Genomic DNA, 24,320 nt, shown 5'->3' with positions numbered 1-24,320 from the left:
CAACATGTATAAGCTGTTTCCGTTTTTTTCGTTCTAAAAGTTTCAGATATTTATCTGATATAAACTTCAATGTTACCACTTGCATCTTTTAATTTTAATTCGTGTAATGTAAGATTTACAATGTCTTGAACAGTTGTTACACCATCAACAACTTTTGTTAAATCATTATGAGAACGTGAATAAATCCCAGTATCAGTAAACAAAGCACAAGGATCAATAGTTGAATCATAATTTCCTTCAATTACTGTGTTATCTATTTTAAGTTCCATATAATCTTTACTACAACCCGCTTGATTTTGTGGTGCATCGATTAAAGTTTCAGTTCCTCCAGATGTTGTACCAACTTTACTAATACTCCATTTTCCTACTAAAGGTGCTAATGTTTCACCTTCATTACTATCATCGTTATTACAAGATATTGTAAATAATCCGATGCATACTAAACCTAATACTATTCTTAAATTTTTCATAACTAAATTATTTAAATTGTTAGATACGAAATTAGGTTTTAAGTCTTGGAAGTCTGTTACAACATTATTGCTATTATTTATATAATTATTTTTTTAAGCCTTTATGGATTTTGTCCTTGTTATATTTAATTCTAAATTTACCTTATTGATATTAAAGCCTTAAACTAATTAATAATTACAAGATCTTTCCGTTTTTGAATTCGAGAAATCTTTATGAAAAATTAATATGAAAAAATTTTCAACACTACTTTTACTTCTATCCTATTTTACCACAAATGCGCAACAAAATTTAGTAAAATATGTAAAACCAATTATTGGTACAGAAAAAATGGGACATACCTATCCAGGAGCAACTGTTCCGTTTGGAGCGGTGCAATTAAGTCCAGAAACGGATACTATTTCGTATGAATTAAATGGGAAATATAATGGAGATGTTTACAAATACTGTGCAGGTTATAGATATGAAGACAAAACAATTGTAGGCTTTAGTCAGACACATTTAAGTGGAACAGGACATTCCGATTTGGGAGATTTTCTAATTATGCCAACACAAGGGAAATTGCAATTAAATCCTGGAACAGCTTCTAATCCAAAAAGTGGATTTCGTTCTGCGTTTTCTCATGCCAATGAAATAGCTGAAGCAGGTTATTACAAAGTCAAATTAGATGACGATAACATTTTGGCTGAAATGACTACCACAACTCGTGTTGGAATGCAACAATACACCTTTCCTAAATCTGATGAAAGTCATATTATATTAGACTTAATGTCCGGGATTTATAATTACAAAGAGAAAAACGTTTGGACGTATGTTCGAGTGGTGAATGATACTTTAATAACGGGTTTCCGACAAACCAATGGTTGGGCACGAACCAGAACAGTTTATTTTGCGATGTCATTTTCAAAACCTTTTATCAATTACGGACAAAAAAATTACGATGACAAACAACCCTATAGAGGTTTTTGGAGAAAATTTGATGAATCTAAGAACTTCCCAGAAATTGCTGGAAAAAATATCAGAATGTATTTTGATTTTAAAACAAATGAAGCAGAAAAAATTCAAATTAAATTCGCTTTATCTTCTGTTAGTCAAGAAAATGCTTTGGAAAATATGCAAGCTGAAATTAAAGATTGGAATTTCGAAAAAGTAAAAGAAAATGCACAAAAACAATGGAATTCCGAATTAAATAAAATTGTCATTAATGCTTCTGAAGACACAAAAGTAAATTTCTATACTGCCATGTATCACACTTTTATAAACCCGACGGTTTACACTGATATTAACGGACAATATAAAGGTTTAGATCAAGGAATTCACACTGCTAAGGATTTCACTAATTATGGTACGTTTTCACTTTGGGATACCTATCGCGCATTGCATCCATTTTTCAATATTATTCAACCTTCACGCAACAATGATATGATTAAATCGATGATGGCTCATTACAATCAAAGTGCTTTACACATGTTGCCAATTTGGTCGCATTATGGTAACGACAATTGGTGTATGAGCGGTTATCATAGTGTTTCTGTAATTGCTGATGCAATAATAAAAGATGTTTATAAAGGTAATCCAAATGAGGCCTTAGAGGCTTGTGTCACAACAGCCAAACACAGAAATTATGAAGGAATTGGAAATTACATGGATTTAGGATTTATTCCTGCAGAAAAAAGTGGTATTTCGGTTTCAAACACTTTAGAATATGCTTATGACGATTGGTGTATTGCGCAAATTGCCAAAAAATTAAACCGTCAAGATATTTATGAAGAATTTATAAAACGTTCTGCAAACTGGAAGAACAACTTCAATGCTGAAACTGGATTCATGCAACCTAAATTAGCAGATGGAACTTTCAAAAGTAATTTTGATGTGCTATCAACTCATGGTCAAGGTTTTATTGAAGGAAATAGTTGGAATTACAGCTTTTTCGTACCTCATAATCCAACAGAATTAATTGAAAAAATGGGTGGAAAAAATAAATTTTCATCGCGTTTAGATACTTTATTCTCAATGCATTTACCAGATTCTTTCTTTGCAGAAACCGAAGATATTACTCGTGAAGGAATTATAGGTGGCTATGTTCACGGAAACGAGCCTGCTCATCATGTTGCTTATTTTTATAATTGGACAAATGAATCTTGGAAAACACAAGCTCAAGTTAGAAAAATCATGAAAATGCAATACAAACCTACTCCAGATGGTTTAGGTGGAAATGACGATTGCGGACAAATGAGTGCTTGGTATATTTTTTCTTCTTTAGGATTTTACCCAGTTGCTCCAGGTTCTGATGAATATGCCATTGGTTCACCATCAGTAAATAATGCGATTTTGACTTTAGAAAATGGAAAAAACTTTACAGTTGAAGTAAAAAATCAAAACGATAAAAATATTTATGTTCAAAAAGTAATACTTAACGGAAAAGTGCAACCCAATTTATTTATCAAACACAGTGATATCGTGAATGGAGGTAATTTGACTTTTTATATGAGTTCGAAACCTAAAAAATAAATTAATCTTTATGAATATCTAACTCATCAATTTGCGATTTGTAATCCGAAGGAAGTAAGATCATTTTAATAAACCCGTCCATTTTTATCAATTTACTAAATTTATAAATCGGAACGAGTGGTGTAATTAGTGAAAAATTACTGAAATGCATCAACTCTTTTACTCGGTTTGGCACGACTAACTTCTGCCCTTCCAACAAGACTTTGTAACGCATCGCACCAAGATGTTTTCTGTATTGTTTGAATAAATCTATGGTGAAATTACTTTTCTGTAAATTCTCCATTAAATGCGATTCTCTCACTGGAAGCCAATCAATATAATTATCTGGCAATTCTTTCAATCCCATTCTTATTCCAACACGATAAAAAACATTGTAAACTTCTTCTTTTTCTGAATCAGTTAATTTTTGCTCTAACAATTCATAAGCCGCAATAGAATAATGAATTAACATAAACAAAACATCTCTGTAAGCCCAATCTGGAATGACATCTCCTCTATTTTTTTCAACTGACGAATGAATTTTTCGCATCGTATCAATAGCATTATTAGCATCATCTAATGAGGAAAAAACAATTTTTCTAGCATATCGAACAGTAGAAAAAAGTCGGCCTAAAGGATCTGAAGGTAATTTACCGGTAAAATAAAGCCAATCTACAGCTTTATTAAGTGCGAATTCTGCGGAAGCTCCTGCAAAAATAAAAAGTATGGTATCACTTTTCCCCCATATTTTTCTAACAACCGATTCATTTTCAACAAAGTTCTTCATAAAATCAAATATACAAAAAATAGAATTTCAACAGAGCTATATTACAATTTTAGATAATATTTAACTTACAAATAATGTTATATTTCTATTTAATTAAATATTTTTATTACCTTTAGTTAAATTTTTTATCAATTTTAATAATATAGAATATGAAAAAACACACACAACTTTTCATTTGCTTATTAACACTAATTTTAAGCGGTTGCACAACATTAAAAAGCACAGCAGTACTTTCAAATGAAACTTGGGAGTTAGAATACATAACAGGTCCAAGAATTACTTTTGAAGGTTTATTTCCTGAAAACAAACCACAAATTACATTCAACACTACAAGTAAAGAAGTTAGTGGAACAACGGGTTGCAATGGTTTTGCAACGAAATACACTTCAGAGGGTCAGAAAATTAAATTTGATGAAAATTTTCCAACAACAATGAGATATTGCGAAGGCGGTGGAGAACAAGTTTTCTTAAAAATGATAAAAGAAGTAAACAATTATTACATTGACAATGAAGGCAAACTATTTTTAAACAAAGATGATGTTCCAATGATGCGATTCAAAAAAATAGCCAAATAATTTACAGTCCAAAAAATGAATAAATTAATATACTTAGGAATTTTACTTTTTACTCTTTTTAGTTGTAAAACAGCTTCGATTTCAACCAATAACAATACCAATTCAAACACAAAAATAACAAATGACTCAGGAATAATTCCCTATTTTAAAGCTAGCGGAACAGAACCTTTTTGGAGCATTTTAATTTCTGATGATAAAATTGTTTACAAAACTCCTGAAGATTCTATTTTTATGCCTCACTCGAAGCCTATTTTAGCAATGGATAGCAATGTGAAAATGTATAAAATAAAAACCGAATCCGCTCAGTTCAACATTCAAATTTCACAAAAAGAATGTGTCAATCAAATGTCAGGAGAAGTTTCCCCATACACCGTTTCTGTTGAATTTAAGAAAAATGCAGCTTCTAAATTTGAAAAAATTGACGGTTGCGGACACTATATTACAGATTATCGCTTGCACGACATTTGGGTTTTAGAAGAACTTAATGGTGAAAAAGCCAATAAAGAAAATTTCAATACAATATTACCTTTAATAGAAATTTATTCAAATACAAACAAGTTTTCAGGACTTTTAGGTTGTAATAGAACAAATGGAGCTATCTTTTTTGAAAAAGGAAAACTTCGATTTATCAATATTGCATCAACTAAAATGTCGTGTGGAGAAAATAACAAAGAGCCAGAATTAATAAAGGCGCTTGAAAGTGTTACAACCTATTCTATTGGAGAAAACAGATTAATTTTATCGAATCCTTCAGGGAAAAAAATAATTTTTAAAAAAGTTGATTAACATCTAAAAAATTAAAAACATGAAGAAATTAACAATTTTATTTTTTACAGCATTAACGATGTTAAATTGTAAAAAGAAAGAAGTAGAAAAAATAGAAAATTCAACTCCGCAAGAAGTTGTAACGGATGAAAAAGTAACTCCACAATTAGACTTAGGATGTTATATTTTTAATGATGGAAAAAACAACGTTTCTTTTGAGATCACCGAAAATGGAGAAGAAATCAAAGGAAATCTGAATTATGCTTATGCCGAAAAAGATAAAAATTCTGGGAGTTTCTCAGGAAAATTAAATGATGGAATTCTACTAGGTAAATACACTTTTCAATCTGAAGGAAAAGAAAGCGTAAGAGAAGTTGCTTTTAAAGTTGAAGATGATAAAATAATTGAAGGATATGGAGATTTAAATGAAGATGGAACAACTTTTAAAGATGCAACTCATCTAAGTTTTACTTCAAAAATGCCTTTAACAAAAACAGAATGTAACAAAAAATAGTTACTTCTTTCTTAAATAATTTGGAAATATCAGGATTCTGTTTCTGATATTTCCAAATTTTTTGTTTACTGGATATATCCTATTTGCAGTCATGTTGTTGAAAATAATGGCAACTACAAGCAAAATCAGAACGCCACTTAAAACAGGAGAAATCACGTAAAAATACCCCATTTTTTTTATAGCAACGGAGCCTGTAACCGCAATCAAAGCCGTTGCTCCACCTGGTGGATGAAGCGTTTTTGTAATTTGCATAAAAACAATAGATAACGAAACCGCTAATGGTGCAGAAATCCATAAAATATCTGGAATTAGCTTTTGAACTGTAACTCCAATAATTGCAGAAACTAAATGTCCACCTACCAAATTTCGAGGTTGTGCTAACGGACTTTGAATGACTCCATAAACCAAAACACTCGAGGCTCCAAAAGAACCAATTAGAAAAACAACATCAGAAGTTTCTAAAGTTTGACTTTGCAAATACGCAATAATTCCAATTCCGAAAAACGAACCGATAAACGACCAAAAATGCTCTTTAAAGTCGATTAACGTTTCTTTATAAAAGATATATCTAGTTTTTCTATATCCTCGTTTTATTCTTTTAATTGGCATATTTATGCTTTAATAGGATTCAAATTATAACTATAAACCGTGTGTGGAAAAATATATTTAGCAGTGTATTTTGAAATCAAACAAACTAATAAAATCGGAACAAACAATGTGTAATCGTTTACGATACTACAAACTAAAAACAAAGAAGTAAATGGCGCATGAATGCTAGCACTCAATAACGCTGCCATTCCAATAATGATAAAATTGATTGGCAACACATTCGCATTAAAAAACGTGTTTAGAAATGTCGCAACAAAAAACCCCAAAAATGCACCAATAACAATACTTGGCGCAAAAACACCACCATCACCACCAGAAGCTAAAGTTATAGCCGTAATTACTGGTTTCAATAATAAAATCCCGAAAATAGAAAGGAAGAATTTTAGCGAGAAATTAGAATTTGGATGTGATAATATTTCTTTAACTCCGTGATAACTATCACCATATAAAATTGGTAATAATAAAATAGCAGCACCAATAATTACAGTTCCGATTAAAACTTTATTCTGATTTTTTTCAATTTTTATGAATTGAGATTTAAAGAACAACACACTTTTAGTCAAGAAAACAGAATTTATACCCGCTAAAACACCTAAAATAGCAAAATATGGAATCGCATGAATGTGCCAAGTACTGATTTTAATAGCAAACAAAGTTGGTTCGTCTAAAACATAAACCAATAATGAAGCTACAAAAACCGCAATGAAATTGGTAAATAATAAAGTTCTATTTACTTTTCTTGAAATAACTTCAACAGAAAACAAAATTCCTGCAATTGGACTGCAAAATAGAGCTGTTATTCCAGCTGCAATTCCGGCACAAATTAATTCTGTTTTATATTCGTGTAGAAAATTCGCTTTTCGTTGTGCAACTGATCCAATTGTAGCAGAAGAAACGACCGTAGAAACTTCAATTCCAGTAGAACCACCAAAAATTACTGTGAAAAATCCATTGATAAAGTGTGATGGAATTTTATAAACCGGTAAATTTTTATTTGGACTTTCCGTACATTCAAATATCTCTTTAATTCCTTTATTTTCCTTGTTTTTGAACAAATACTTACGCAAAAAGTAAATAATAGTTAATCCAAAAAGTGGAAATAAAAAGTATAAAAAATTAAGCTCTACCGCTTTTAAGAAAAAAATATCTTCGTAATGTTCTGTAATTCTTTTTAAAGAAACCGCTAAGAAAGACGCTAAAAATCCAATTAATATTGAAACTAGTACCAATTTTTGAATCACCTTAAATTGAGGTGTTATTTTTATATTAAGTGACATAAGTAGTGAATGTTGTGCTACAAAAATAGTCAAAATATGTAGTGAAAATTGTAATTATCATAATTTTAAGATTACTTTATCATATTTTAATTTACATACTATTAATCTTAATAAATTAGTCCTTTTAATACAAAATTTAAACTTTGTTTTGTATTTTTGAATGCAGCATAAATAATATAACTCACTATAAACAAACATAATATGAAAAAATACATAGATTCAATTGGTTTCTTTTTAGGTTGGTTGGCGATTATTGGGCAATTTATTTTAATGATTCAAAACAGACAAGCTGAAGTTACAGAAACCATTATTAGATTTTTCAGCTATTTCACCATTACCACCAATATATTAGTTGTTTTATATTTCACTTCTCGAATTTCAATTTTTAAGAATTCATTTCTCTCAAAATTTTCCAAAAACGGCAATATAACCGCGTTAACTGCTTTTATTTTAGTAGTCGGATTAATCTATCAATTCATATTAAGAGGTACTTGGCAACCAACCGGAATACAAAGGATTGTTGACGAGTTATTACATTCTGTAATTCCACTTTTTGTTTTTTTATATTGGTTGAAATTCGCAACTAAAACTGATTTAATTTTTAAAGATATTACTATTTGGCTTTGGTATCCAATAGGTTACTTTATTTACATCATCATTCGAGGGCATTTTTCAGGTTTTTATCCTTATCCATTTATTCATGTAACTGAAATTGGTTATCCTCAAGTTCTAATTAACTCTGTATTAGTCAGTTTATTTTTCCTATTTATAATGGGCGCTTTAATTTTTGTTGGAAACAAAACTCGTAAATTGTAATTAACCCAACCAACCTTCTCTGTCTAAACTTCTGTATTGTATGGCTTCGGCAATATGATGTGAATACACATTTTCAGAATTTTCTAAATCAGCGATAGTTCGGGAAACCTTTAAAATTCTATCATAAGCACGCGCGGATAAATTCAAACGTTCCATTGCGGTTTTCAATAATTGTAACGAAGCTTCATCTAAAGCGCAATATTCTCGAATCAATTTACTACTCATTTGCGCATTGTAATGAATGTGATTGTAGTTTTCAAAACGTTGTGTTTGAAGGTTCCTAGCAGCTGTAACACGTTTTCTGATTTCAACACTACTCTCCGCTTTTCTGGTTTCCGATAATTTTTCGAAAGGTACTGGTGTAACCTCTATATGAATGTCGATTCTATCCAATAATGGACCAGAAATTTTACTCAAATACCGTTGCATTTCCATTTGAGAAGCGTTTGAAGCAGATTTCGAATCGTTAAAAAATCCACTCGGACTCGGATTCATACTTGCCACTAACATAAATGAAGACGGATAAGTAATGGTGAATTTAGCTCTAGCGATGGTCACTTCTCTGTCTTCCAAAGGTTGTCGCATGACTTCTAACACTTCACGTTTAAATTCGGGTAATTCATCTAAAAATAAAACGCCATTATGTGCTAAAGAAATTTCTCCAGGTTGTGGATAACTTCCGCCGCCGACTAAACTTACCGAACTTGCCGTATGATGCGGAGCACGAAATGGCCGTTGTGTTAGTAATCCTGTATCTTTAATTCTACCAGTAACCGAATGAATTTTAGTCGTTTCTAAAGCTTCATGCATGCTCATTGGTGGCAAAATACTTGGTAAACGTTTCGCTAGCATAGTTTTTCCAGCTCCAGGTGGACCAATTAAAATAATATTATGTCCACCAGCGGCTGCAATTTCCATACATCTTTTAATAGACTCCTGCCCTTTTACATCAGCAAAATCGAATTCTGGAAATTCTAAGTTTTTGGAAAATTCTTCTTTAGTATCAATTACTGTCGGAATTAAAGTTTCTTTTCCTTCAAAAAAATTAATGACTTGCAACACATTATCCACGCCATACACATCAATTCCATCAACAATGGCCGCTTCATTTGCATTTAATTAGTTTATGTAATAGATTTGTAAAAATATTAAATGATAAAATCATGGGACAAGTAGCCATATTTGCAAGGGTTTCAACTGCTGATAAGCAAGACTACGAACGTCAAATAAGTGATTTAACTAGAATTATAAAAATTAATGGTTATAAAGATAGTGAAATTGAACTATTTGCAGAAAAAGTTTCTGGATATAAAAAAAGTGAAGACCGTCCAGAAATGACAAAGTTATTAAATACAATCTCAGCTAATTCTACATATTTTGACTGTGTGTATGTTACAGAGGTTTCAAGGCTTGGACGTAATCCCAGAACTACAAAAGAAATAATAGAAAAAATATCAGATTCACAAGTTCAAATATCAATTCAGAACCCACCAATTAAAACACTTAATGATGATGGTTCAAGAAATAATTTTGCTCAAATTATGTTGAGTATTGCAATTGAATTTTCTGATATGGAAGCAAAGCAAACCAAAATTAGGATGAAGTCTGGTAAACTGGAAAAAATCACTAAAAATGGAATTGTTCCAACATCAAACCTTGCTTACGGATATAAAAACGTAGATAAAATATTAACCATTGATGAAGAAGAAGCTGAAGTTGTAAAGATGATTTATGATATGGCATTATCTGGCAATGGTAGCTATGTAATAGCGCAAAAATTAAATCAAATGGATATTCCTACCAGAATACATAAAACACATAAAGATAAGGGTATTAAAATGCGTAATACTCAAATCAAGATGGATGCTTCAACTATTGTATGGAATGACATGACAGTTAGACAAATTCTGAAAAATCCAATATACGTTGGCAAAGGACTTTATCAAGGTGTTACATATAACACACCAAAAATCATTGATGAAGAAGTTCAAAATGAATGTAAAAAAACAATCTCAAATAGAAGTACTAAAACCGATATACTTTATACCTACTTGTTAAAGAATCTTATTTATTGTGGTGTTTGCGGAACAAAATATATTGGTGTGTATCAACCAAATGAAAAAGGAAGTAAAATATACAGATGCTTATGTAATAAAGTAAGAAACGTATGTGAAAATTCAAATATCAATTTATCATTAGCGGAATCAGTTTTTTACAACATTTTTCTTTCAACCGATTTAACAAGTTATATTGAAAACCCAAACGATTTAAAAAATAATTTAGTTTCAGATTTAGATAATATTTCAACAGAAATTATTTCTTTCAAAAATGATTTATCAATAAAAGAAAATGAACAAAATAGATTGCTTGAACTTTACGTTGGTAACAAAGGAAATTTCCCAATTGAAAAATTAAATCAAATGGGTGATAAAATAAAAATTGAAATCGATTCTATCAAAGAAAAAATTAGAATCAAAAAGAAACATGAATTGGAAATTAAACAAGCATTATTAAACTATAATGAAAACTATAATTCATTTGATGTAATCAAAAATGCAAAAGATAATAGAACTGAATTAAGAAACATTTTTAGACAAATGATTTCAAAAATCATTATTAATAAAGTTGATGATACATTTTCATTATTAACCTATTTTATTAAAATTAATGGAATTGAACTAATAACACCAATCAAAATCGTAATCAATAATAAACTTGCAAGAAAACATCTATACACCAAAATAAGAACTTACAAATACTTTGAAATTAAATCAATTGATAAAGAACCATTTTTTCAAAATCATATTCTTAAAAATAAATCTGCTGTAATGAATGGAATTAATTTTTGCATTGAGCAAGCAAATTTTAATGAAGAAAATATAAACGGATTATTGAACTATAAATGGATAATAATCGATGAAGAAAATCACATTTATTTAAATCCAGAATTAGATAAATAATCATCAAAAATGCCATCTTGTTTTATATGGTTAAAACTGCTTATCAAATTGTTTTATTTGGCAAAATACCATGTTAAAATTTTGTTAAAAATTAACTTTTTTCAAGATTTTTCCAGAATATTAAACCATTTGTTTTCAATACTTTAACCTCAACTACTAACCGAATTGTTTTATTTGGTCTTTTTCAAGCATTTTGACCATTTTTGAGATTTGGCTGGTAAGTTTAAAACTTATAATATTGTAACAGAAATAACAAAAAAAAAAATAATATAAACATTTAAATTATAGCATTATGAAACTAATTACAAACACAAATTTAAACGGAACATTTATTGAAAAATATAAAGTATATAATGAAGAAAATGTTCACATATTCAATATTGTTGCTGAAGAAGTTGAAACAGGTTTAGAAACTAGAATAGTAAAATTAACTGGCGAAACTGAACTAATAATGATTGAAAAGAAAAACGGTAATGGAATTTCTTTTAATATTGATTTAAGAAGTATTAGTTATGAAAAACTGATAAATTTGAGAATCTTATTAGATTTCAATTCAAAATTTGTTGATTCTGGTTCAGCTGCAGCAAATGTAAAATTAGTCCAAAATGAAAATGGATTAGTAATGAAAGAAAAATAAGATTGAAATAAATAATTTGTAACTTTTGAATATTATGACTAAAAAATATTTCCATTATACACCAGAAGTAAGAATTGATGAAATCATTCAAAGCGGCAAAATTAATTTAGCAACAGCAAGTGTTTACAATAAAAAAGAAAAAGCTTGTGCTTGGGTTTCATCAAATCCAATCTGGGAAAAAACAGCAACGAAAATGGTTTTTGATGAATTTGGTAATACTACCAAATTAACATTTGATGAACAACTTGAAATGTTTGGTTGTGCTAGAATTGAAGTTAAAGAAATCGGTTTATACTCTTGGAATAAATTAGTTCATATTGCAAAAATGAATCCAACATTTGCTGAACAAATGGTTAGAGTTGGTGTTGAACAAGGTGGAAAACCATCAGAATGGTTTGGTAGCTTATACCCTATCACAAAGGATAAATGGATTAAAGCTGAAATATATAAAAATGGTGAATGGGTTGAATATAAAGTATTCTAATTATGAGATATATTGTAACAGTTGATTCAAAAAGTAGCGATAACAAAGGAGTTTGTAAAATATTAGTTGATGTCAAATGATGATATTATTTGTAAAGTATTCAAGATTCAGATGATAAATTAGATAGCAGCGTAACAGCTGCTATTTTTTTTGTATAATTGTAAAACAAATTTTTTAAAAAATAAATAAATGGATAATTTTATTACAGTTAGAATATTAGCATTAGGTGACACTAATAAAAAAATAATTATTAATTCAAATTTAATAAGTGAAGTAAGTATACTTGATGGAAATACTTTATTTATTAAAATGAATAACAACAATGAACATACCATTTTCATTGATGGAAATACAATATTAAATATGTTTAAAGAAAATTTATTAGGTTAATAATATTTGAAATCGTTAAAATCAAATTAGTGTGAATATTGACATAACCTCAACTGCAGTTGAAAAAGGAATTGATTTAGTAAAAGGTTTTGTTGAAAAACTTGTTGGTTCAACTCTTGAAGAAACTGGATTATTAATGAGTGATAAAATTAGATTGTTTAGATTGAAAAATCAAATAAAAATGCTTTCAAAAGCACAAGAAATTTGCATTCAAAATAATATCTCTATTAAACAAATCTCATTAAAAACACTTGTACCATTATTAGAATATTCTAGTCTTGAAGAGGATAATACGCTTCAAGAAAAATGGTGTAATTTATTAGTAAACATAGTTAGTGAAAAAGAAAGATTTGAATCATCTGTATTTCCTTATATATTAAGTCAATTATCTACAAATGAAGTTATTGAATTAGATGATTTATTTGAAAAAAAAATAAACAATCCATTTATTATTTCGTTAAAAAATTTAAACATTCAAAATCTTCAAAGATTAGGATTAATTAAAATAGTAACTAGTTTAGAAACTGTTTTTTACAAAGATGATTTTGGAAATAGTTTTGATTATCTTCAAAATGAACAAAACAAGAACCTAAATTATGTTATTACAGAACTTGGTGAAGAGTTTGTAATAAGTTGTAAAATTAAAAAATTAGATAATGAAAAGAATTAAAACAAATTGGATTAGTATTCTATTACTTTGTATTCTAAGTTTTTCAGTTTATAATAACTATACACAACAGAAAAAATCAAATCATTTGATGACATTATAACTGATTTAGAATCTGATAAATCAATGATGCATGAAAATATCGATTCTTTAAATACAAAACTTAATGAATATATATTAGAAAAAGATTAAGTTGATTATACAGCTACTCAAAGCAATGTTGATGTTGTTAATCGATACAAAGAATATTATGAAGCTAACTATCGAAATTATGAAAACCAAACTCAAATTTTTTATTAGCTTATTTCAAAGGATTTAAATATTTGTAAACTGCTTTTTATAATCTTTTGACCGTTTTCCTTACTCTAAGAAATTCAGAAATCTTGATACTCATTTAGTAATTCAAATTCAATCCTAAGCCGAATCCCATATCACTATCGTAATGTGTTCTTACACTAAGGTTTCTTTTTAAAATATATCTTGCATCAAGCATAAACTCTGTATCGGTATTTACCATAAATCCCATTCTTAAACGTTTTGAAATTGGAATGTCTTCTCTCATTAACTGTAATCTTACATTTCCATCTTGAAATACTTCAGCTTGTGCAATAACTAGCATTGGTAATGTATAATTCACACCTAAACTCAAAACAGCTCTTCTATCTTTCGTATTTACTTGTCCAAAAATGTTTTCTTCCATCTCTCCATCCATTTTTCTGTATCTCCAATCGAAACCTACAAAAGGCATTAACCATTGCATTTTTCCAATATATCTTCCTAAATGAAATTCAGCTTCATAACCGTGCATATCTTCATATCCTAAACGCCATTCCGCACCTAAACTCCAACGAGTATTTTGCATCATTGCCATACCATCATTACCATTGGTTGCAAAATCATTTTCTGCCATAAAATGAAAAGCTCTATCATCAGCAAATAATTTTCTTTGAGCTAATTTAGGATTAGAAATTAGTGGATTTGATGCTTGGTTTTCATAAGTAAAAACTCTTCCCATTCCAGCCATCATATGATACAGAATGTGACAATGAAAAAACCAATCGCCTTCAACATTTGCATTGAACTCAATTACATTGGTTTCCATTGGCATTAAATCCATTATATTTTTTAAAGGAGCATAATCTTCTTGTCCATTAATAATTCTAAAATCGTGACCATGTAAATGCATTGGATGACGCATCATTGAACCATTATGAAGCGTTATCCTAACGTTTTCTCCTTTCTTAATAAGTATTTTATCGGTTTCCGAAATTACTTTATTGTCTAAACTCCAAACATAACGATTCATATTTCCAGATAATTCAAAACGAAGTTCTTTTACAGGCACATCTTTTGGCAAAGTTGTTTTTTCTGTGGATTTTAGCATTGCATAGTTAAGTGTTGTAATATTTGATAACGCATTTGCATTGTATTGATTGTGATTGGAATGGTCATTACTCATTTCCATATTGTCATTGCTATTCTCTTTTGCAACACTACCAGTTATCTCGGGATACATAACTACATTCATATCCATTTGGTTTAATGACATTTGCATTCCCATATCGTCCAAATCTCCGTTCATCTTCATCATCCCATTCATCATTTTCATACCTTCAAAATATTTCAATTTTGGCAAAGGAGAAATTAATTGCTTAATACCATTACCAACATATAATGATGCAGATTTTGTTCTATCTTCAGGAGTTGCTAAAAACTCATAAGAAGTATTATCCGCAGGAATTGTAACTATAATATCGTACGTTTCAGATACAGAAATTAACAATCTATCAACTTCAACAGGTTCAACATCGTTACCATCACTGGCAACTACTGTGATTTTACCACCTGCATAAGTTAACCAAAAATAAGAAGATGCACCACCATTAGCAATGCGAAGTCGAACTTTATCACCACCTTTAAATTGTGATAGTTGGCTTTCATTTTTACCATTGATTAGAAACTTTTCATAATAGACATCGCTTACATCCATAGCATTCATTCGTTTCCATTCGTTAGTAACTTTGGTTTTGAAATGTCCATTTCTTATAGCTTCTGCATAACTTTGTGTTGTTCCTTTTTTGATAGCAAACCAATCGGTAGCATTGTGTAACATACGGTGAACGTTTTCAGGTTTTAAATCTGTCCATTCGCTTAAAATGACAGGAACCGTTGGTAAATCGTCAATGCCTTTTCTAAAAGTTGGGTCTTCATTTCTTTTATTCATAACAAACGAACCGTACATTCCTATTTGCTCCTGTAATCCTGAATGGCTATGATACCAGTGTGTACCGCTTTGAATAATTGGAAATGTATATTTGTGTGTTGTGTGTGGTTTGATTGGCATTTGTGTCAAATAAGGCACACCATCTTCTTTGTTAGGCAAAAACAAACCATGCCAGTGCATTGCCGTTTCTTCGTCTAATTCGTTGTGCACATAAATTTCTGCAATGTCTCCTTCGGTAAATGTTAATGTAGGCATTGGTATTTGTCCGTTTACAGCTATGGCACGCTTTTGTTTACCTGAAAAACTGACAATGGTATCACGAACATATAAGTCATAACGAACTGTTTTTGAAGGTTCATTTTTTAATATAATCGTAGTTTGTTTTGGTTCTACTTTTTCAATCTTTTTTTGATAAGAAACACTATCATTTACAGCAATTTTTTTCTTAGGGTTTTCTTTCTTAGTATTTTGTGTTTTAGCCTTTTGAGGAACTGCTTTTTTCTTAATAACTTTTGGCTTTTCTTTTACCAATACCATTCCACACTTTGGGCAATTTCCTTGTTTAGGTGAATGGATTTCGGGATGCATAACACATGTATAAAAAGTCTGTTGCGTTTTGACTTGAGCATTTGCAAAAGAACATAAAATTATGAGAAATGCTATTAGGGTTATATTTTTCATTTTATTTAAAGTTTTAAATTTCGTAATCGTAATGCATTTACAATTACTGATACGGAACTAAATGACATTGCCAAAGCTGCAATCATTGGCGATAATAAAATACCGAAAAAAGGATATAAAACGCCTGCTGCAATTGGAACTCCTAACACATTATAGAAAAAGGCAAAAAATAGATTTTGCTTAATGTTTTTCATAACAGCATGGCTTAAATTTTTGGCTTTTACAATTCCTTGTAAATCTCCTTTTACTAAAGTAATTTTGGCACTTTCAATAGCTACATCTGTTCCTGTTCCCATTGCAATTCCAATATCTGCTTGTGCTAATGCTGGTGCATCGTTTATACCATCGCCTGCCATTGCTACAATTTTCCCTTCGGACTGTAAACGTTTAATTTCGTTTAATTTATCTTCGGGCAAACAACCTGCTTTGTAAGATGATAAGTTTAATTCATCAGCAACAGCTTTGGCTGTATTTACATTGTCACCAGTTAACATAATTACTTCGACTCCTTGTCGCATTAGCTCTTTTATGGCTTCTTTACTCGATATTTTAATTGCATCTGTAATTGATACAAAACCAACTGCAACGCCATCAACAGAGATATATGAAACGGTTTTTCCTAATTTTTGTTCTGCTATGATTTTGTTTTCTAAATCGTCAGAAACTGTTGCTTTGACTTGCTCCATTAACTTTTTATTCCCTAATGCCACTTTTTTATTCGTCACTGTTCCAGTAACTCCTTTTCCTGCAACAGCTTCAAAGTCTTTAACTTCAATTAATGAAACTGTTTTTGATTTAGCATAATTGACTACAGCTTGTGCTAATGGATGTTCACTATATTGGTTTAATGAAGCGATACTTTGTAATAAATCTTCCTCTTTGTTATCGGTTGAATAAATTTTTTCGACAGATGGTTTTCCTTCAGTGATAGTTCCTGTTTTATCTGTAATTAAAACATTTACTTTATTCATATTTTCCAAAGCTTCAGCATTCTTTATCAAAACGCCAGATTGTGCACCTTTACCCACGCCCACCATTACAGACATTGGAGTTGCCAAACCTAACGCACAGGGACACGCTATAATCAATACAGCGATGGCGTTTATAAAACCATAAACCATAGCAGGTTCGGGACCAAATTTTGCCCAAACGAAAAAGGTAATAACTGAAATAATTACAACAACTGGTACAAAATATTTTGCGATACTATCGGCTAATTTTTGAATTGGCGCTCTTGAACGAGAAGCATCATTTACCATTTGCACGATTTGAGAAAGCAAGGTTTCTGAACCTACTTTTTCAGCCACCATTACAAATGATTTATTACCGTTAATTGTTCCAGCAATTACATTATCATCTTTCTTTTTATCAACTGGTATTGGTTCGCCTGTAATCATGGCTTCATCAATGCTACTTTCTCCATCGGTTATTTTTCCATCTACAGGAATTTTATCACCAGGTTTTACTCGTAATAAATCACCTTTTTTGATATCGTGGATTGATATTATTTTATCGCTTCCATCAATAACCAAAGTAGCTTCAGTAGGTGCGAGTTTTAATAATGCTTTTATTGCCCCGCTGGTTTGACTATGCGCTCTGGCTTCTAATAATTGTCCTAACAAAACTAAAGTTAGAATAACTGTTGTAGCTTCGAAGTATAGTAGTACAGTACCGTGTTCTGTCTTGAATTCACTTGGGAAAATATCAGGGAAAAACATTCCGACTAAACTAAACAGAAATGCCACTCCTGTACCAATTCCGATAAGGGTAAACATATTCAAATTCCATGTTATGATGGATTTCCATGCTCGAACAAAAAATATCCAACAAGCATAAAAAACAACAGGAAGAGATAAAATGAGTTGCACCCAATTCCATTTTGAGGCATCCATTATTTTTAATAAAGGATTGTTATGTGCCATTTCAATCATTGCAATGGCGAAAATGGGAACAGTGAATATGACCGCTATTTTCATTTTCTTGACCAAGTCTTTGTACGTTTTTTGGTCTTCGCTGTCACTTGGTTCCATAGGTACTAAATCCATTCCGCAAATAGGACATGAACCCGCTGTTTCACTAATTACTTCGGGGTGCATCGGACAAGTATATAAGACTTTGCTAACTGTTAACTCTGGTGCTTTGACTAAATCCATTCCACATACTGGGCAGTCGCCCGCTTTGTCATAGACTTTTTCACCTTCACAATACATTGGACAATAATATTTGCCACTTGCATTAACAGGAACATTGATTTCTTTTTTATCGCTTTGAGAGTGCACGGAACAACATGATTTTGCAGTAGTTTCATTCGTTGTTGCTTGTTGCGTCATTTTACCATTGGTCATTTCAATGGTGTATTTTCCAACGGCAGATAATGTTTCTTGCAACTGTGTTGTTGGAATGTGTTTTTCCATTGTTATAGTTGCTATGGATGGATTTAATGAAACTTTAGCTTCAATGCCATCAATAGTATTCAATGCTTTTTCGACTTTGGTGCGACAACCATCACAAGTCATTCCAGTAATGTTGTATGTATGTATCATTTTTCTATAATTTTAATACAAATTTCAAGTATAACTGTCTATAAGAGTTGCATAATTTTGGGTTTGATTTGCAAGATTTATATATCTTCGATTTGTTTTCTTTTGATGGATTTCAAATTCTTGAAATATGTTGGTGAAAAACCTGTTACTTTTTTAAATTGGTTGCTCAAATGTGATACACTACTATAGTTTAAAGAATAGGCTATTTCACTTAATGAGAGTTCATCGTAAATAATTAACTCTTTTACTTTTTCAATTTTCTGATTGATAAAATACTTCTCAATAGTAGTGTTTTCTACCTCAGAAAAGAGATTGCTCAAGGTATTATAGTCTTGATGCAATTCTTGTGAAAGATAATCGGATAAGTTAATTTTCAAATCATTGTTTTTATTCTGAACTAAATCAATAATGAGCGTTTTAATCTTATCGATAGTTTTACTTTTCTTGTCGTCTATTAAATCAAAACCAATACTAAGAAGGCTTTTTAGTACTTCCTGTTTTTGCTCTTGCTGCATGTCATTTTTCAATTCGACTTCACCCAATTCAACTGAGATGGGTATAATTCCAATATTTTCAAACACAGTTTTGACAACCATTTTACATCGGCTACATACCATGTTTTTAATGTACAGTTTCATAGGGACACGTATTAAACTTAATGATTTTAACTAACCCTTAGATTGAAAATAGGGTTAGTTAAAATTAGCTTATTTACTTTGCAACAGGCTCAGTTAATTCCATACTACATTTAGAACATTTTTCGCCCTTTTTTCCAGTTACTTCTGGATGCATCGAACAAGAATACAACTCAGTAGTTGCTTCAGTTGGCTGAACTTTCTCGGTTGATTGAGTTGTATCGGTTTTGGAATCTGTAGATTCTACTTTTTCATTTTTTTGGTTACAAGAAACCAATACGAAAGCCAGTATTGAGGCTGAAAGAATTAAATTTTTCATTTTATTAAATTTTAAATTAGTATTAAATTTATGTTGTTGAAATTCTATTATTGTAACAATTATTTTTTACTTTTTAAATCAAAAAAAGTGTAATATAGGTTGAAATAAAATCCATTTGGTGCAGAACGTACCATTGAACTAATTAGTTCTTGACGGTATGCAAAATCTAAACGTGCTTGACTATTAAAAATAAATTGTACAGCAGGCATAACATCCAAATATGATTTACCATTTTCATTAATAGTTTGTCCCACAAATTCAACCATTAGATTAATATTTGTTTGTTTGTAATTGGTGTACTTTTTAGGATACATTAATTTACCTAAAGATAGTGTATAATTAGTAGCATTATCACCAATATTATCAGGAAATGGATAACTTGGTTTATTATCAAATGCTTTTTCAAAACTTACTGAAGAACTTATAGCAACTTTTTTAATCAATTTTGTAGCTATAATTCCTGTTTCAAATCCAGAATTATGTCCTAAGATTTCTATTTGTTCTTGATGGATATCTGCATTGTTGAAACTATATCTTCCATAAGCTGCTAATCTAAAATGGCTATTTAAATCATCAGCAGAATAAAAACGATATTTTGTATAAAAACTACCACCTTCAGTAACCAAATCATTATTTCTATTACTAACAAAAGCAGAAGCACGAAACATTATATTTTTATTTAATCCATAAGATACTTCAGGCATAAAATGGTAATTGTAACCCGATTTCATTTCTTCTTTAAAAAGTGACTGCATTACATTAACTCCAAGAGAATTTGCGGGAACATTGCTTGCAGGGTCGGTAATTACAAATAATTCCTGACTAAAAACATTTTGACAAGTTATTACAACAAAAAATAAAAGAATTTTCCTCATTAGTTTAAAATTTTAATGTGAAAATCATCTTCGCTATTAGCCACATAAGTTGCAATATCCTTATACGATTTAGATAATTTTTTAAACTCTTTTTCTGTTACATACCCTTTGTCAACTACTTGAAATTGAACTTCAGTAGCGTCATTTTTTTTATCATTAACTATAATGTAAGGACTTTTACTAACGGTTTCTGATTTTGCAGTTATTATTAATGAGCCAATGAAAAAACCTGCTTTTTCTACTTTTTCTTTAAATGTTTTTGGACTTAATTCATTCCCCTCTTTAAGTGTTACTGTGAAAGTATTTGTATTTAAATCAGTTTCTACATTAGTAACTTCTGGTAATGCTTTAAGTTGTTTATTTATCGCATTTGAACACATTGAACAAGTTAAACCTGTTGCTCTAATTTCGGCTTTTACAATTTGCGCATTACTTTTCATTGAAAACATCAAAACAACCGATGCTAATAAAACATAAACTTTGTTTATTTTTTTCATTTTTACTTTTTTATTAATTTAATTATTTCTTCATCTGATGGATTTTTTGCAATTAGAATACCTTCTTGATTAAACAAGTATTTTGAAGGTAATTCATCAACACCAAACAGCACTGCTGTTTCAGCATCAAAACCTTTAGAATCTATCAGTTGAGTAAATTTAATTTTATCTTTTTCAATAGCTTTTAGCCATTTATTTGTATCAGTATCTATTGAAATTCCTATAATTTCAATTTTATCCGAAGTAACTTCATTATGTAACTTTACTAATTTTTTATTACCTAAACGGCACGGTGCACACCAAGATGCCCAAAAATCAACAAGTACATATTTCCCTTTAAAAGATGTAATGTTTACATCTTTATTACTACTACTTTTTAAAGTAACAGATGGTATTGAATCACCATCGTTAATCTGTGCAGTCGTTATATTAGCGATTAAAAAAAACGCAAAAACTATTCTTCTCATTTTAGATTATTTAATAGTTTCAACCGTTTTCCCACAAGTTAACATCATTGAACCATAGTAAGGATTTTTCACTGCATTTTCTTTACTTAACCAATTCGCACCTTTACCATCGTTATACATTGGGCAGAATTGGAAGTAAACAGGTACATTGTATTTTGCTACTTTAATTAATTCATAAATGTCTTTTGATAATGTTGCAAAATGCTCACGTTGATGTTTAATATCTTTTGTATCTGCAATGTGCTCAGCATCTTCTTTTATTTGATTTAAAACTTTCATCCAAACCATATGAACATTCATTTCTAATTTTTCCATTTTAATATTGTTTATTGATACTAACAATTCCTTTGAAGCAATTGAAGCAACATTACCATCAGAAGAAATCATAGCATCTTTTACAATAAAATAATTATCGAAAACAACTTTAAGTTGATTGACTTCTTGAACTTCTGTTTTTGGTGTTTCTGTATAATTTCCATGATTATTATGATTTTCAGTAGTTTCTTCTGTTTTCACTTCTTCTTTAGCAGGAACTTTGGCTACTCTTTCATATTGACAACAACCATGAAGATTGCTATAGACATCATCAGGAGCAAGGAATTTATCGCTATCATAACCAGCTAATGCAATTCTCTTCAGTATTTCGTCTTGATTCGTTTTAGTGGCATCATAAGTTAAAGTTGCCATTTGAGTTTCTTGATTCCAATCAACCATAGCAACCTTTTTGATAGTTCCTGCTTTTTCGATTTTAGTTTCGCACATCCCACAGTTACCATAGATTTTAACTGTTTCAGTTTTTGAATTTTTAATTTGTGCATTGATTGTAATAGATAGCAATACAAAAGTTGCTAACATTATATTTTTAAATGAATTTTTCATTTTAAATAATGTATTAGTAATCAAAGTGAATTACTTTGATAAGTTGATAAAAAATAATTGAATTACAGTTGAGTTGACTATTTTAGAAATAATTAAAAATAATTATCCTAAAAACGGAAAACAAACTGCTGATTGATACGATAGCAAACTGCTATAAATTTGACACACTAATGGCTGTCAAAAAATGAATTTAGCCTATTTTTGGTATTAGCCAAATTGAATGAAAACCATCTGAGATTGATGGAGTTGTATATAAAAAATTAACTTTCTCTATTGAAGAATAGCGAATAAAGTCAATTTTAAAAATAATTTCTGGTAAAAAACTTATTGAAGAAGCTGGACAAGTTGAAGAACAACCACATTTTGAATGACCACAATCACCATTACATCCTTTTTCATCTTTGCTTTTAGAACTGTCATTACTACAACAACACTTTTTCTCTGTCTCTGTAGATGAAACCTCTTTTTCACAAGTATGCTTTGAATCACTACCACAAGCCATAGTACTATTAGGCATAAAGAATATGCTTAAAAAAACTACTAATATGATGTGGTATTTTTTCATTAAAAAAATTATAACATGACAAAACTAATAAAAACTTATTATTTTATGTTTAAAATGATGTTAAAATGTTAAAATTTCATTTTTTAGTTATAAGTTTAAATTTCACCTCTATTCAAAAGTATTTTTCTAACATTGACTATTGTGGTGGATGATTTTCCAGTTATTGTATTAATATCTCTTACAGATAATCCTTTTTTGATTTTCAAAACTACATCAGCATGTCTTTGAATCGTTTTATCTATGGATTGAACACTTCCAATTTTTCGCCCTTTAAATTTTCCAAGAGCTTGAGCTACCTTAATCCCTTCCATACTCCTAGATTTGATTTGATTACGACTTAACTCTCCGATGCTACCCATCACCGAAATAACTAGATTAGCCATCGGATTTTCTTCTCCATTATCTAAAAAAGTTGAAAACCCTTCTTTAAGAGATTTTAAATTAATTTGATTTTTTTTGAATACAGAAATGGTATTTAAAATATCCAATAAATTCCTTCCGAGCCTATCGGTAGAATCCACAACGACTGTGCATCTTTCAGATTGATTGGTTATTTCATCAAACATTTTGACAGCTTCAGGTCTTTCCATAAAAGGTACATTACCTTGTATTCTTTCAACAAACAATCTTGATGGGTCAAAACCTTCGTGAGATTTAAACGATTCGATTTGCCTAGCACTGTTTTGAAGCACGGTTGAAGTCCTAGAATAAAAATAGTAAGTCATAATATTTTGATATTTGTAGTTAGTTTTGTTTTAGTTTTAGACTCCAAGTTTTTTTAAAACATTATTGCTGATTTTGTTGGGATTTAGTTTTATACTTTCGTTTTAAAAAATAACCATAGTCTAAATCTAAAACAAAAATTAAAATTACTTTCCTTCAATCCAATCAATAACTGGAACTAACATATCACAATAAGCTCCTTCAAAAGTTTTAACAGTCTCACGATTACGATTAATAAATACTATGTTATAATCATCAACCCATCTTAAACAAACTTTCACCCATCCTCTATGAATTACCCCATTAACCTTAAAAGACAATCCACCTTGAAATTCTTTTGATTCTTCTAATGCACAAAAATTTGTTGCTCCCCAAGCAATAAGAGCAGAACGGTCTGCTAATTTTATTTGGTCTAATATTGTTTGTGCTATTTCCATTGTTTTTGATATATCTTCCATTTTGTTATATTTTAA

General features: G+C 30.0%; 25 protein-coding genes and 1 pseudogene. 10 read left to right on the top strand and 16 right to left on the bottom strand.

Annotation, left to right across the window (positions count from 1 at the left end; genetic code table 11):
- Nucleotides 1-50: 50 nt before the first annotated feature.
- Nucleotides 51-470 carry a lipocalin family protein gene (locus BMX42_RS08790; protein WP_091312441.1) on the bottom strand — a complete coding sequence of 140 codons (420 nt, stop codon included), beginning with the start codon at nt 468-470 and terminating at the stop codon, nt 51-53.
- 226 nt (nt 471-696) lie between these two features.
- Between BMX42_RS08790 and BMX42_RS08785 the strand changes: the two genes are divergently transcribed.
- Entirely contained in the window at nt 697-2,979 is a 2,283-nt protein-coding gene (locus BMX42_RS08785; protein WP_091312437.1) for a GH92 family glycosyl hydrolase, read from the top strand.
- Nucleotide 2,980: 1 nt separating this feature from the next.
- Here the strand turns inward: BMX42_RS08785 and BMX42_RS08780 are convergent, their stop codons facing one another.
- The gene (locus BMX42_RS08780; protein WP_091312436.1) at nt 2,981-3,745 is read right to left on the bottom strand and encodes an oxygenase MpaB family protein; all 765 of its coding nucleotides are present in this window, start codon (nt 3,743-3,745) and stop codon (nt 2,981-2,983) included.
- Between the two features lie 149 nt (nt 3,746-3,894).
- Between BMX42_RS08780 and BMX42_RS08775 the strand changes: the two genes are divergently transcribed.
- The 3 genes from BMX42_RS08775 to BMX42_RS08765 are packed head-to-tail and all read left to right on the top strand — an operon-like array spanning nt 3,895 to nt 5,599.
- Nucleotides 3,895-4,320 (top strand): META domain-containing protein, encoded by a 426-nt coding sequence (locus BMX42_RS08775; RefSeq protein WP_091312434.1) that lies wholly within the window; start codon nt 3,895-3,897, stop codon nt 4,318-4,320.
- 15 nt (nt 4,321-4,335) lie between these two features.
- Nucleotides 4,336-5,106, top strand: a complete 771-nt coding sequence (locus tag BMX42_RS08770) for an META domain-containing protein (RefSeq protein WP_091312432.1) — start codon at nt 4,336-4,338, stop codon at nt 5,104-5,106.
- A gap of 19 nt (nt 5,107-5,125) precedes the next feature.
- Nucleotides 5,126-5,599: a hypothetical protein gene (locus BMX42_RS08765; protein ID WP_091312430.1), complete on the top strand. Its 474-nt coding sequence runs from the start codon at nt 5,126-5,128 to the stop codon at nt 5,597-5,599.
- Here the strand turns inward: BMX42_RS08765 and BMX42_RS08760 are convergent, their stop codons facing one another.
- Both BMX42_RS08760 and BMX42_RS08755 read right to left on the bottom strand, forming a co-directional pair.
- Nucleotides 5,600-6,208 (bottom strand): HPP family protein, encoded by a 609-nt coding sequence (locus BMX42_RS08760; RefSeq protein ID WP_091312429.1) that lies wholly within the window; start codon nt 6,206-6,208, stop codon nt 5,600-5,602. It abuts the gene before it with no gap.
- 2 nt (nt 6,209-6,210) lie between these two features.
- The gene (locus BMX42_RS08755) at nt 6,211-7,485 is read right to left on the bottom strand and encodes a chloride channel protein (protein ID WP_091312428.1); all 1,275 of its coding nucleotides are present in this window, start codon (nt 7,483-7,485) and stop codon (nt 6,211-6,213) included.
- A 201-nt stretch (nt 7,486-7,686) separates the two neighbouring features.
- Here BMX42_RS08755 and BMX42_RS08750 point away from each other — a divergent pair, with 201 nt between their 5' ends.
- A complete protein-coding gene (locus tag BMX42_RS08750) occupies nt 7,687-8,301 on the top strand; it encodes a Pr6Pr family membrane protein (protein ID WP_091312427.1) in 615 nt (204 codons plus the stop codon).
- On the opposite strand, the pseudogene BMX42_RS08745 reads toward BMX42_RS08750, so the two are convergent.
- Nucleotides 8,302-9,417, bottom strand: a pseudogene (locus BMX42_RS08745) (YifB family Mg chelatase-like AAA ATPase); the annotation flags it as partial.
- A 47-nt stretch (nt 9,418-9,464) separates the two neighbouring features.
- Here BMX42_RS08745 and BMX42_RS08740 point away from each other — a divergent pair.
- The 5 genes from BMX42_RS08740 (at nt 9,465) to BMX42_RS08720 (ending at nt 13,442) form a co-directional block, all read left to right on the top strand.
- Complete coding sequence (locus BMX42_RS08740) at nt 9,465-11,261, top strand: recombinase family protein (protein ID WP_091312426.1); 1,797 nt, start codon at nt 9,465-9,467, stop codon at nt 11,259-11,261.
- A 292-nt stretch (nt 11,262-11,553) separates the two neighbouring features.
- On the top strand, nt 11,554-11,898 hold the full coding sequence (locus tag BMX42_RS08735) for a hypothetical protein (protein ID WP_091312425.1): 345 nt from the start codon (nt 11,554-11,556) through the stop codon (nt 11,896-11,898).
- 34 nt (nt 11,899-11,932) lie between these two features.
- Nucleotides 11,933-12,382, top strand: coding sequence for a hypothetical protein (locus BMX42_RS08730; RefSeq protein WP_091312424.1), 450 nt, complete (start codon nt 11,933-11,935; stop codon nt 12,380-12,382).
- 189 nt (nt 12,383-12,571) lie between these two features.
- Nucleotides 12,572-12,772 carry a hypothetical protein gene (locus BMX42_RS08725; RefSeq protein ID WP_091312422.1) on the top strand — a complete coding sequence of 67 codons (201 nt, stop codon included), beginning with the start codon at nt 12,572-12,574 and terminating at the stop codon, nt 12,770-12,772.
- 31 nt (nt 12,773-12,803) lie between these two features.
- Nucleotides 12,804-13,442: an Abi-alpha family protein gene (locus tag BMX42_RS08720; RefSeq protein ID WP_091312420.1), complete on the top strand. Its 639-nt coding sequence runs from the start codon at nt 12,804-12,806 to the stop codon at nt 13,440-13,442.
- A gap of 391 nt (nt 13,443-13,833) precedes the next feature.
- Here the strand turns inward: BMX42_RS08720 and BMX42_RS08715 are convergent, their stop codons facing one another.
- The 11 genes from BMX42_RS08715 to BMX42_RS08665 all read right to left on the bottom strand — a co-directional run bounded on the left by BMX42_RS08715 (nt 13,834) and on the right by BMX42_RS08665 (nt 24,305).
- Entirely contained in the window at nt 13,834-16,344 is a 2,511-nt protein-coding gene (locus BMX42_RS08715) for a multicopper oxidase domain-containing protein (RefSeq protein ID WP_245748278.1), read from the bottom strand.
- 5 nt (nt 16,345-16,349) lie between these two features.
- Nucleotides 16,350-18,887, bottom strand: a complete 2,538-nt coding sequence (locus BMX42_RS08710; protein ID WP_091312418.1) for a heavy metal translocating P-type ATPase — start codon at nt 18,885-18,887, stop codon at nt 16,350-16,352.
- Between the two features lie 77 nt (nt 18,888-18,964).
- Nucleotides 18,965-19,525 carry a helix-turn-helix domain-containing protein gene (locus BMX42_RS08705; RefSeq protein ID WP_091312415.1) on the bottom strand — a complete coding sequence of 187 codons (561 nt, stop codon included), beginning with the start codon at nt 19,523-19,525 and terminating at the stop codon, nt 18,965-18,967.
- Nucleotides 19,526-19,598: 73 nt separating this feature from the next.
- The gene (locus BMX42_RS08700; RefSeq protein ID WP_091312411.1) at nt 19,599-19,841 is read right to left on the bottom strand and encodes a heavy metal-binding domain-containing protein; all 243 of its coding nucleotides are present in this window, start codon (nt 19,839-19,841) and stop codon (nt 19,599-19,601) included.
- A 59-nt stretch (nt 19,842-19,900) separates the two neighbouring features.
- Nucleotides 19,901-20,716 carry a hypothetical protein gene (locus BMX42_RS08695; RefSeq protein WP_091312408.1) on the bottom strand — a complete coding sequence of 272 codons (816 nt, stop codon included), beginning with the start codon at nt 20,714-20,716 and terminating at the stop codon, nt 19,901-19,903.
- Complete coding sequence (locus BMX42_RS08690) at nt 20,716-21,213, bottom strand: heavy-metal-associated domain-containing protein (protein WP_091312405.1); 498 nt, start codon at nt 21,211-21,213, stop codon at nt 20,716-20,718. The genes BMX42_RS08695 and BMX42_RS08690 overlap by 1 nt, the downstream gene beginning before the upstream one ends.
- A 2-nt stretch (nt 21,214-21,215) precedes the next feature.
- On the bottom strand, nt 21,216-21,680 hold the full coding sequence (locus tag BMX42_RS08685) for a TlpA family protein disulfide reductase (protein ID WP_091312402.1): 465 nt from the start codon (nt 21,678-21,680) through the stop codon (nt 21,216-21,218).
- Nucleotides 21,681-21,686: 6 nt separating this feature from the next.
- Nucleotides 21,687-22,559, bottom strand: a complete 873-nt coding sequence (locus BMX42_RS08680; RefSeq protein WP_091312399.1) for a DUF3347 domain-containing protein — start codon at nt 22,557-22,559, stop codon at nt 21,687-21,689.
- A gap of 190 nt (nt 22,560-22,749) precedes the next feature.
- Entirely contained in the window at nt 22,750-23,076 is a 327-nt protein-coding gene (locus BMX42_RS08675) for a hypothetical protein (protein ID WP_143055621.1), read from the bottom strand.
- Nucleotides 23,077-23,219: 143 nt separating this feature from the next.
- A complete protein-coding gene (locus BMX42_RS08670) occupies nt 23,220-23,849 on the bottom strand; it encodes a recombinase family protein (RefSeq protein ID WP_091312392.1) in 630 nt (209 codons plus the stop codon).
- A gap of 144 nt (nt 23,850-23,993) precedes the next feature.
- Nucleotides 23,994-24,305, bottom strand: a complete 312-nt coding sequence (locus BMX42_RS08665; RefSeq protein ID WP_091312389.1) for a hypothetical protein — start codon at nt 24,303-24,305, stop codon at nt 23,994-23,996.
- Nucleotides 24,306-24,320 lie beyond the last annotated feature (15 nt).

The sequence above is a fragment of the Flavobacterium terrigena genome (genome assembly GCF_900108955.1).
Classification (GTDB): domain Bacteria; phylum Bacteroidota; class Bacteroidia; order Flavobacteriales; family Flavobacteriaceae; genus Flavobacterium; species Flavobacterium terrigena.
Note: the sequence above shows the minus strand (reverse complement) of the source record. Positions and strands in the feature narration are given on the sequence as shown.

Bases quoted from the DNA above. Each gene is read 5' to 3' on its own strand.
- BMX42_RS08710 (WP_091312418.1), bottom strand. From the start codon at position 18,887: ATGATACATACATACAACATTACTGGAATGACTTGTGATGGTTGTCGC.
- BMX42_RS08750 (WP_091312427.1), top strand. From the start codon at position 7,687: ATGAAAAAATACATAGATTCAATTGGTTTCTTTTTAGGTTGGTTGGCG.
- BMX42_RS08740 (WP_091312426.1), top strand. From the start codon at position 9,465: ATGGGACAAGTAGCCATATTTGCAAGGGTTTCAACTGCTGATAAGCAA.
- BMX42_RS08670 (WP_091312392.1), bottom strand. From the start codon at position 23,849: ATGACTTACTATTTTTATTCTAGGACTTCAACCGTGCTTCAAAACAGT.
- BMX42_RS08715 (WP_245748278.1), bottom strand. From the start codon at position 16,344: ATGAAAAATATAACCCTAATAGCATTTCTCATAATTTTATGTTCTTTT.
- BMX42_RS08765 (WP_091312430.1), top strand. From the start codon at position 5,126: ATGAAGAAATTAACAATTTTATTTTTTACAGCATTAACGATGTTAAAT.
- BMX42_RS08665 (WP_091312389.1), bottom strand. From the start codon at position 24,305: ATGGAAGATATATCAAAAACAATGGAAATAGCACAAACAATATTAGAC.
- BMX42_RS08705 (WP_091312415.1), bottom strand. From the start codon at position 19,525: ATGAAACTGTACATTAAAAACATGGTATGTAGCCGATGTAAAATGGTT.
- BMX42_RS08730 (WP_091312424.1), top strand. From the start codon at position 11,933: ATGACTAAAAAATATTTCCATTATACACCAGAAGTAAGAATTGATGAA.
- BMX42_RS08785 (WP_091312437.1), top strand. From the start codon at position 697: ATGAAAAAATTTTCAACACTACTTTTACTTCTATCCTATTTTACCACA.
- BMX42_RS08700 (WP_091312411.1), bottom strand. From the start codon at position 19,841: ATGAAAAATTTAATTCTTTCAGCCTCAATACTGGCTTTCGTATTGGTT.
- BMX42_RS08780 (WP_091312436.1), bottom strand. From the start codon at position 3,745: ATGAAGAACTTTGTTGAAAATGAATCGGTTGTTAGAAAAATATGGGGG.
- BMX42_RS08770 (WP_091312432.1), top strand. From the start codon at position 4,336: ATGAATAAATTAATATACTTAGGAATTTTACTTTTTACTCTTTTTAGT.
- BMX42_RS08755 (WP_091312428.1), bottom strand. From the start codon at position 7,485: ATGTCACTTAATATAAAAATAACACCTCAATTTAAGGTGATTCAAAAA.
- BMX42_RS08775 (WP_091312434.1), top strand. From the start codon at position 3,895: ATGAAAAAACACACACAACTTTTCATTTGCTTATTAACACTAATTTTA.
- BMX42_RS08725 (WP_091312422.1), top strand. From the start codon at position 12,572: ATGGATAATTTTATTACAGTTAGAATATTAGCATTAGGTGACACTAAT.
- BMX42_RS08690 (WP_091312405.1), bottom strand. From the start codon at position 21,213: ATGAAAAAAATAAACAAAGTTTATGTTTTATTAGCATCGGTTGTTTTG.
- BMX42_RS08675 (WP_143055621.1), bottom strand. From the start codon at position 23,076: ATGCCTAATAGTACTATGGCTTGTGGTAGTGATTCAAAGCATACTTGT.
- BMX42_RS08790 (WP_091312441.1), bottom strand. From the start codon at position 470: ATGAAAAATTTAAGAATAGTATTAGGTTTAGTATGCATCGGATTATTT.
- BMX42_RS08680 (WP_091312399.1), bottom strand. From the start codon at position 22,559: ATGAAAAATTCATTTAAAAATATAATGTTAGCAACTTTTGTATTGCTA.
- BMX42_RS08760 (WP_091312429.1), bottom strand. From the start codon at position 6,208: ATGCCAATTAAAAGAATAAAACGAGGATATAGAAAAACTAGATATATC.
- BMX42_RS08695 (WP_091312408.1), bottom strand. From the start codon at position 20,716: ATGAGGAAAATTCTTTTATTTTTTGTTGTAATAACTTGTCAAAATGTT.
- BMX42_RS08735 (WP_091312425.1), top strand. From the start codon at position 11,554: ATGAAACTAATTACAAACACAAATTTAAACGGAACATTTATTGAAAAA.
- BMX42_RS08685 (WP_091312402.1), bottom strand. From the start codon at position 21,680: ATGAGAAGAATAGTTTTTGCGTTTTTTTTAATCGCTAATATAACGACT.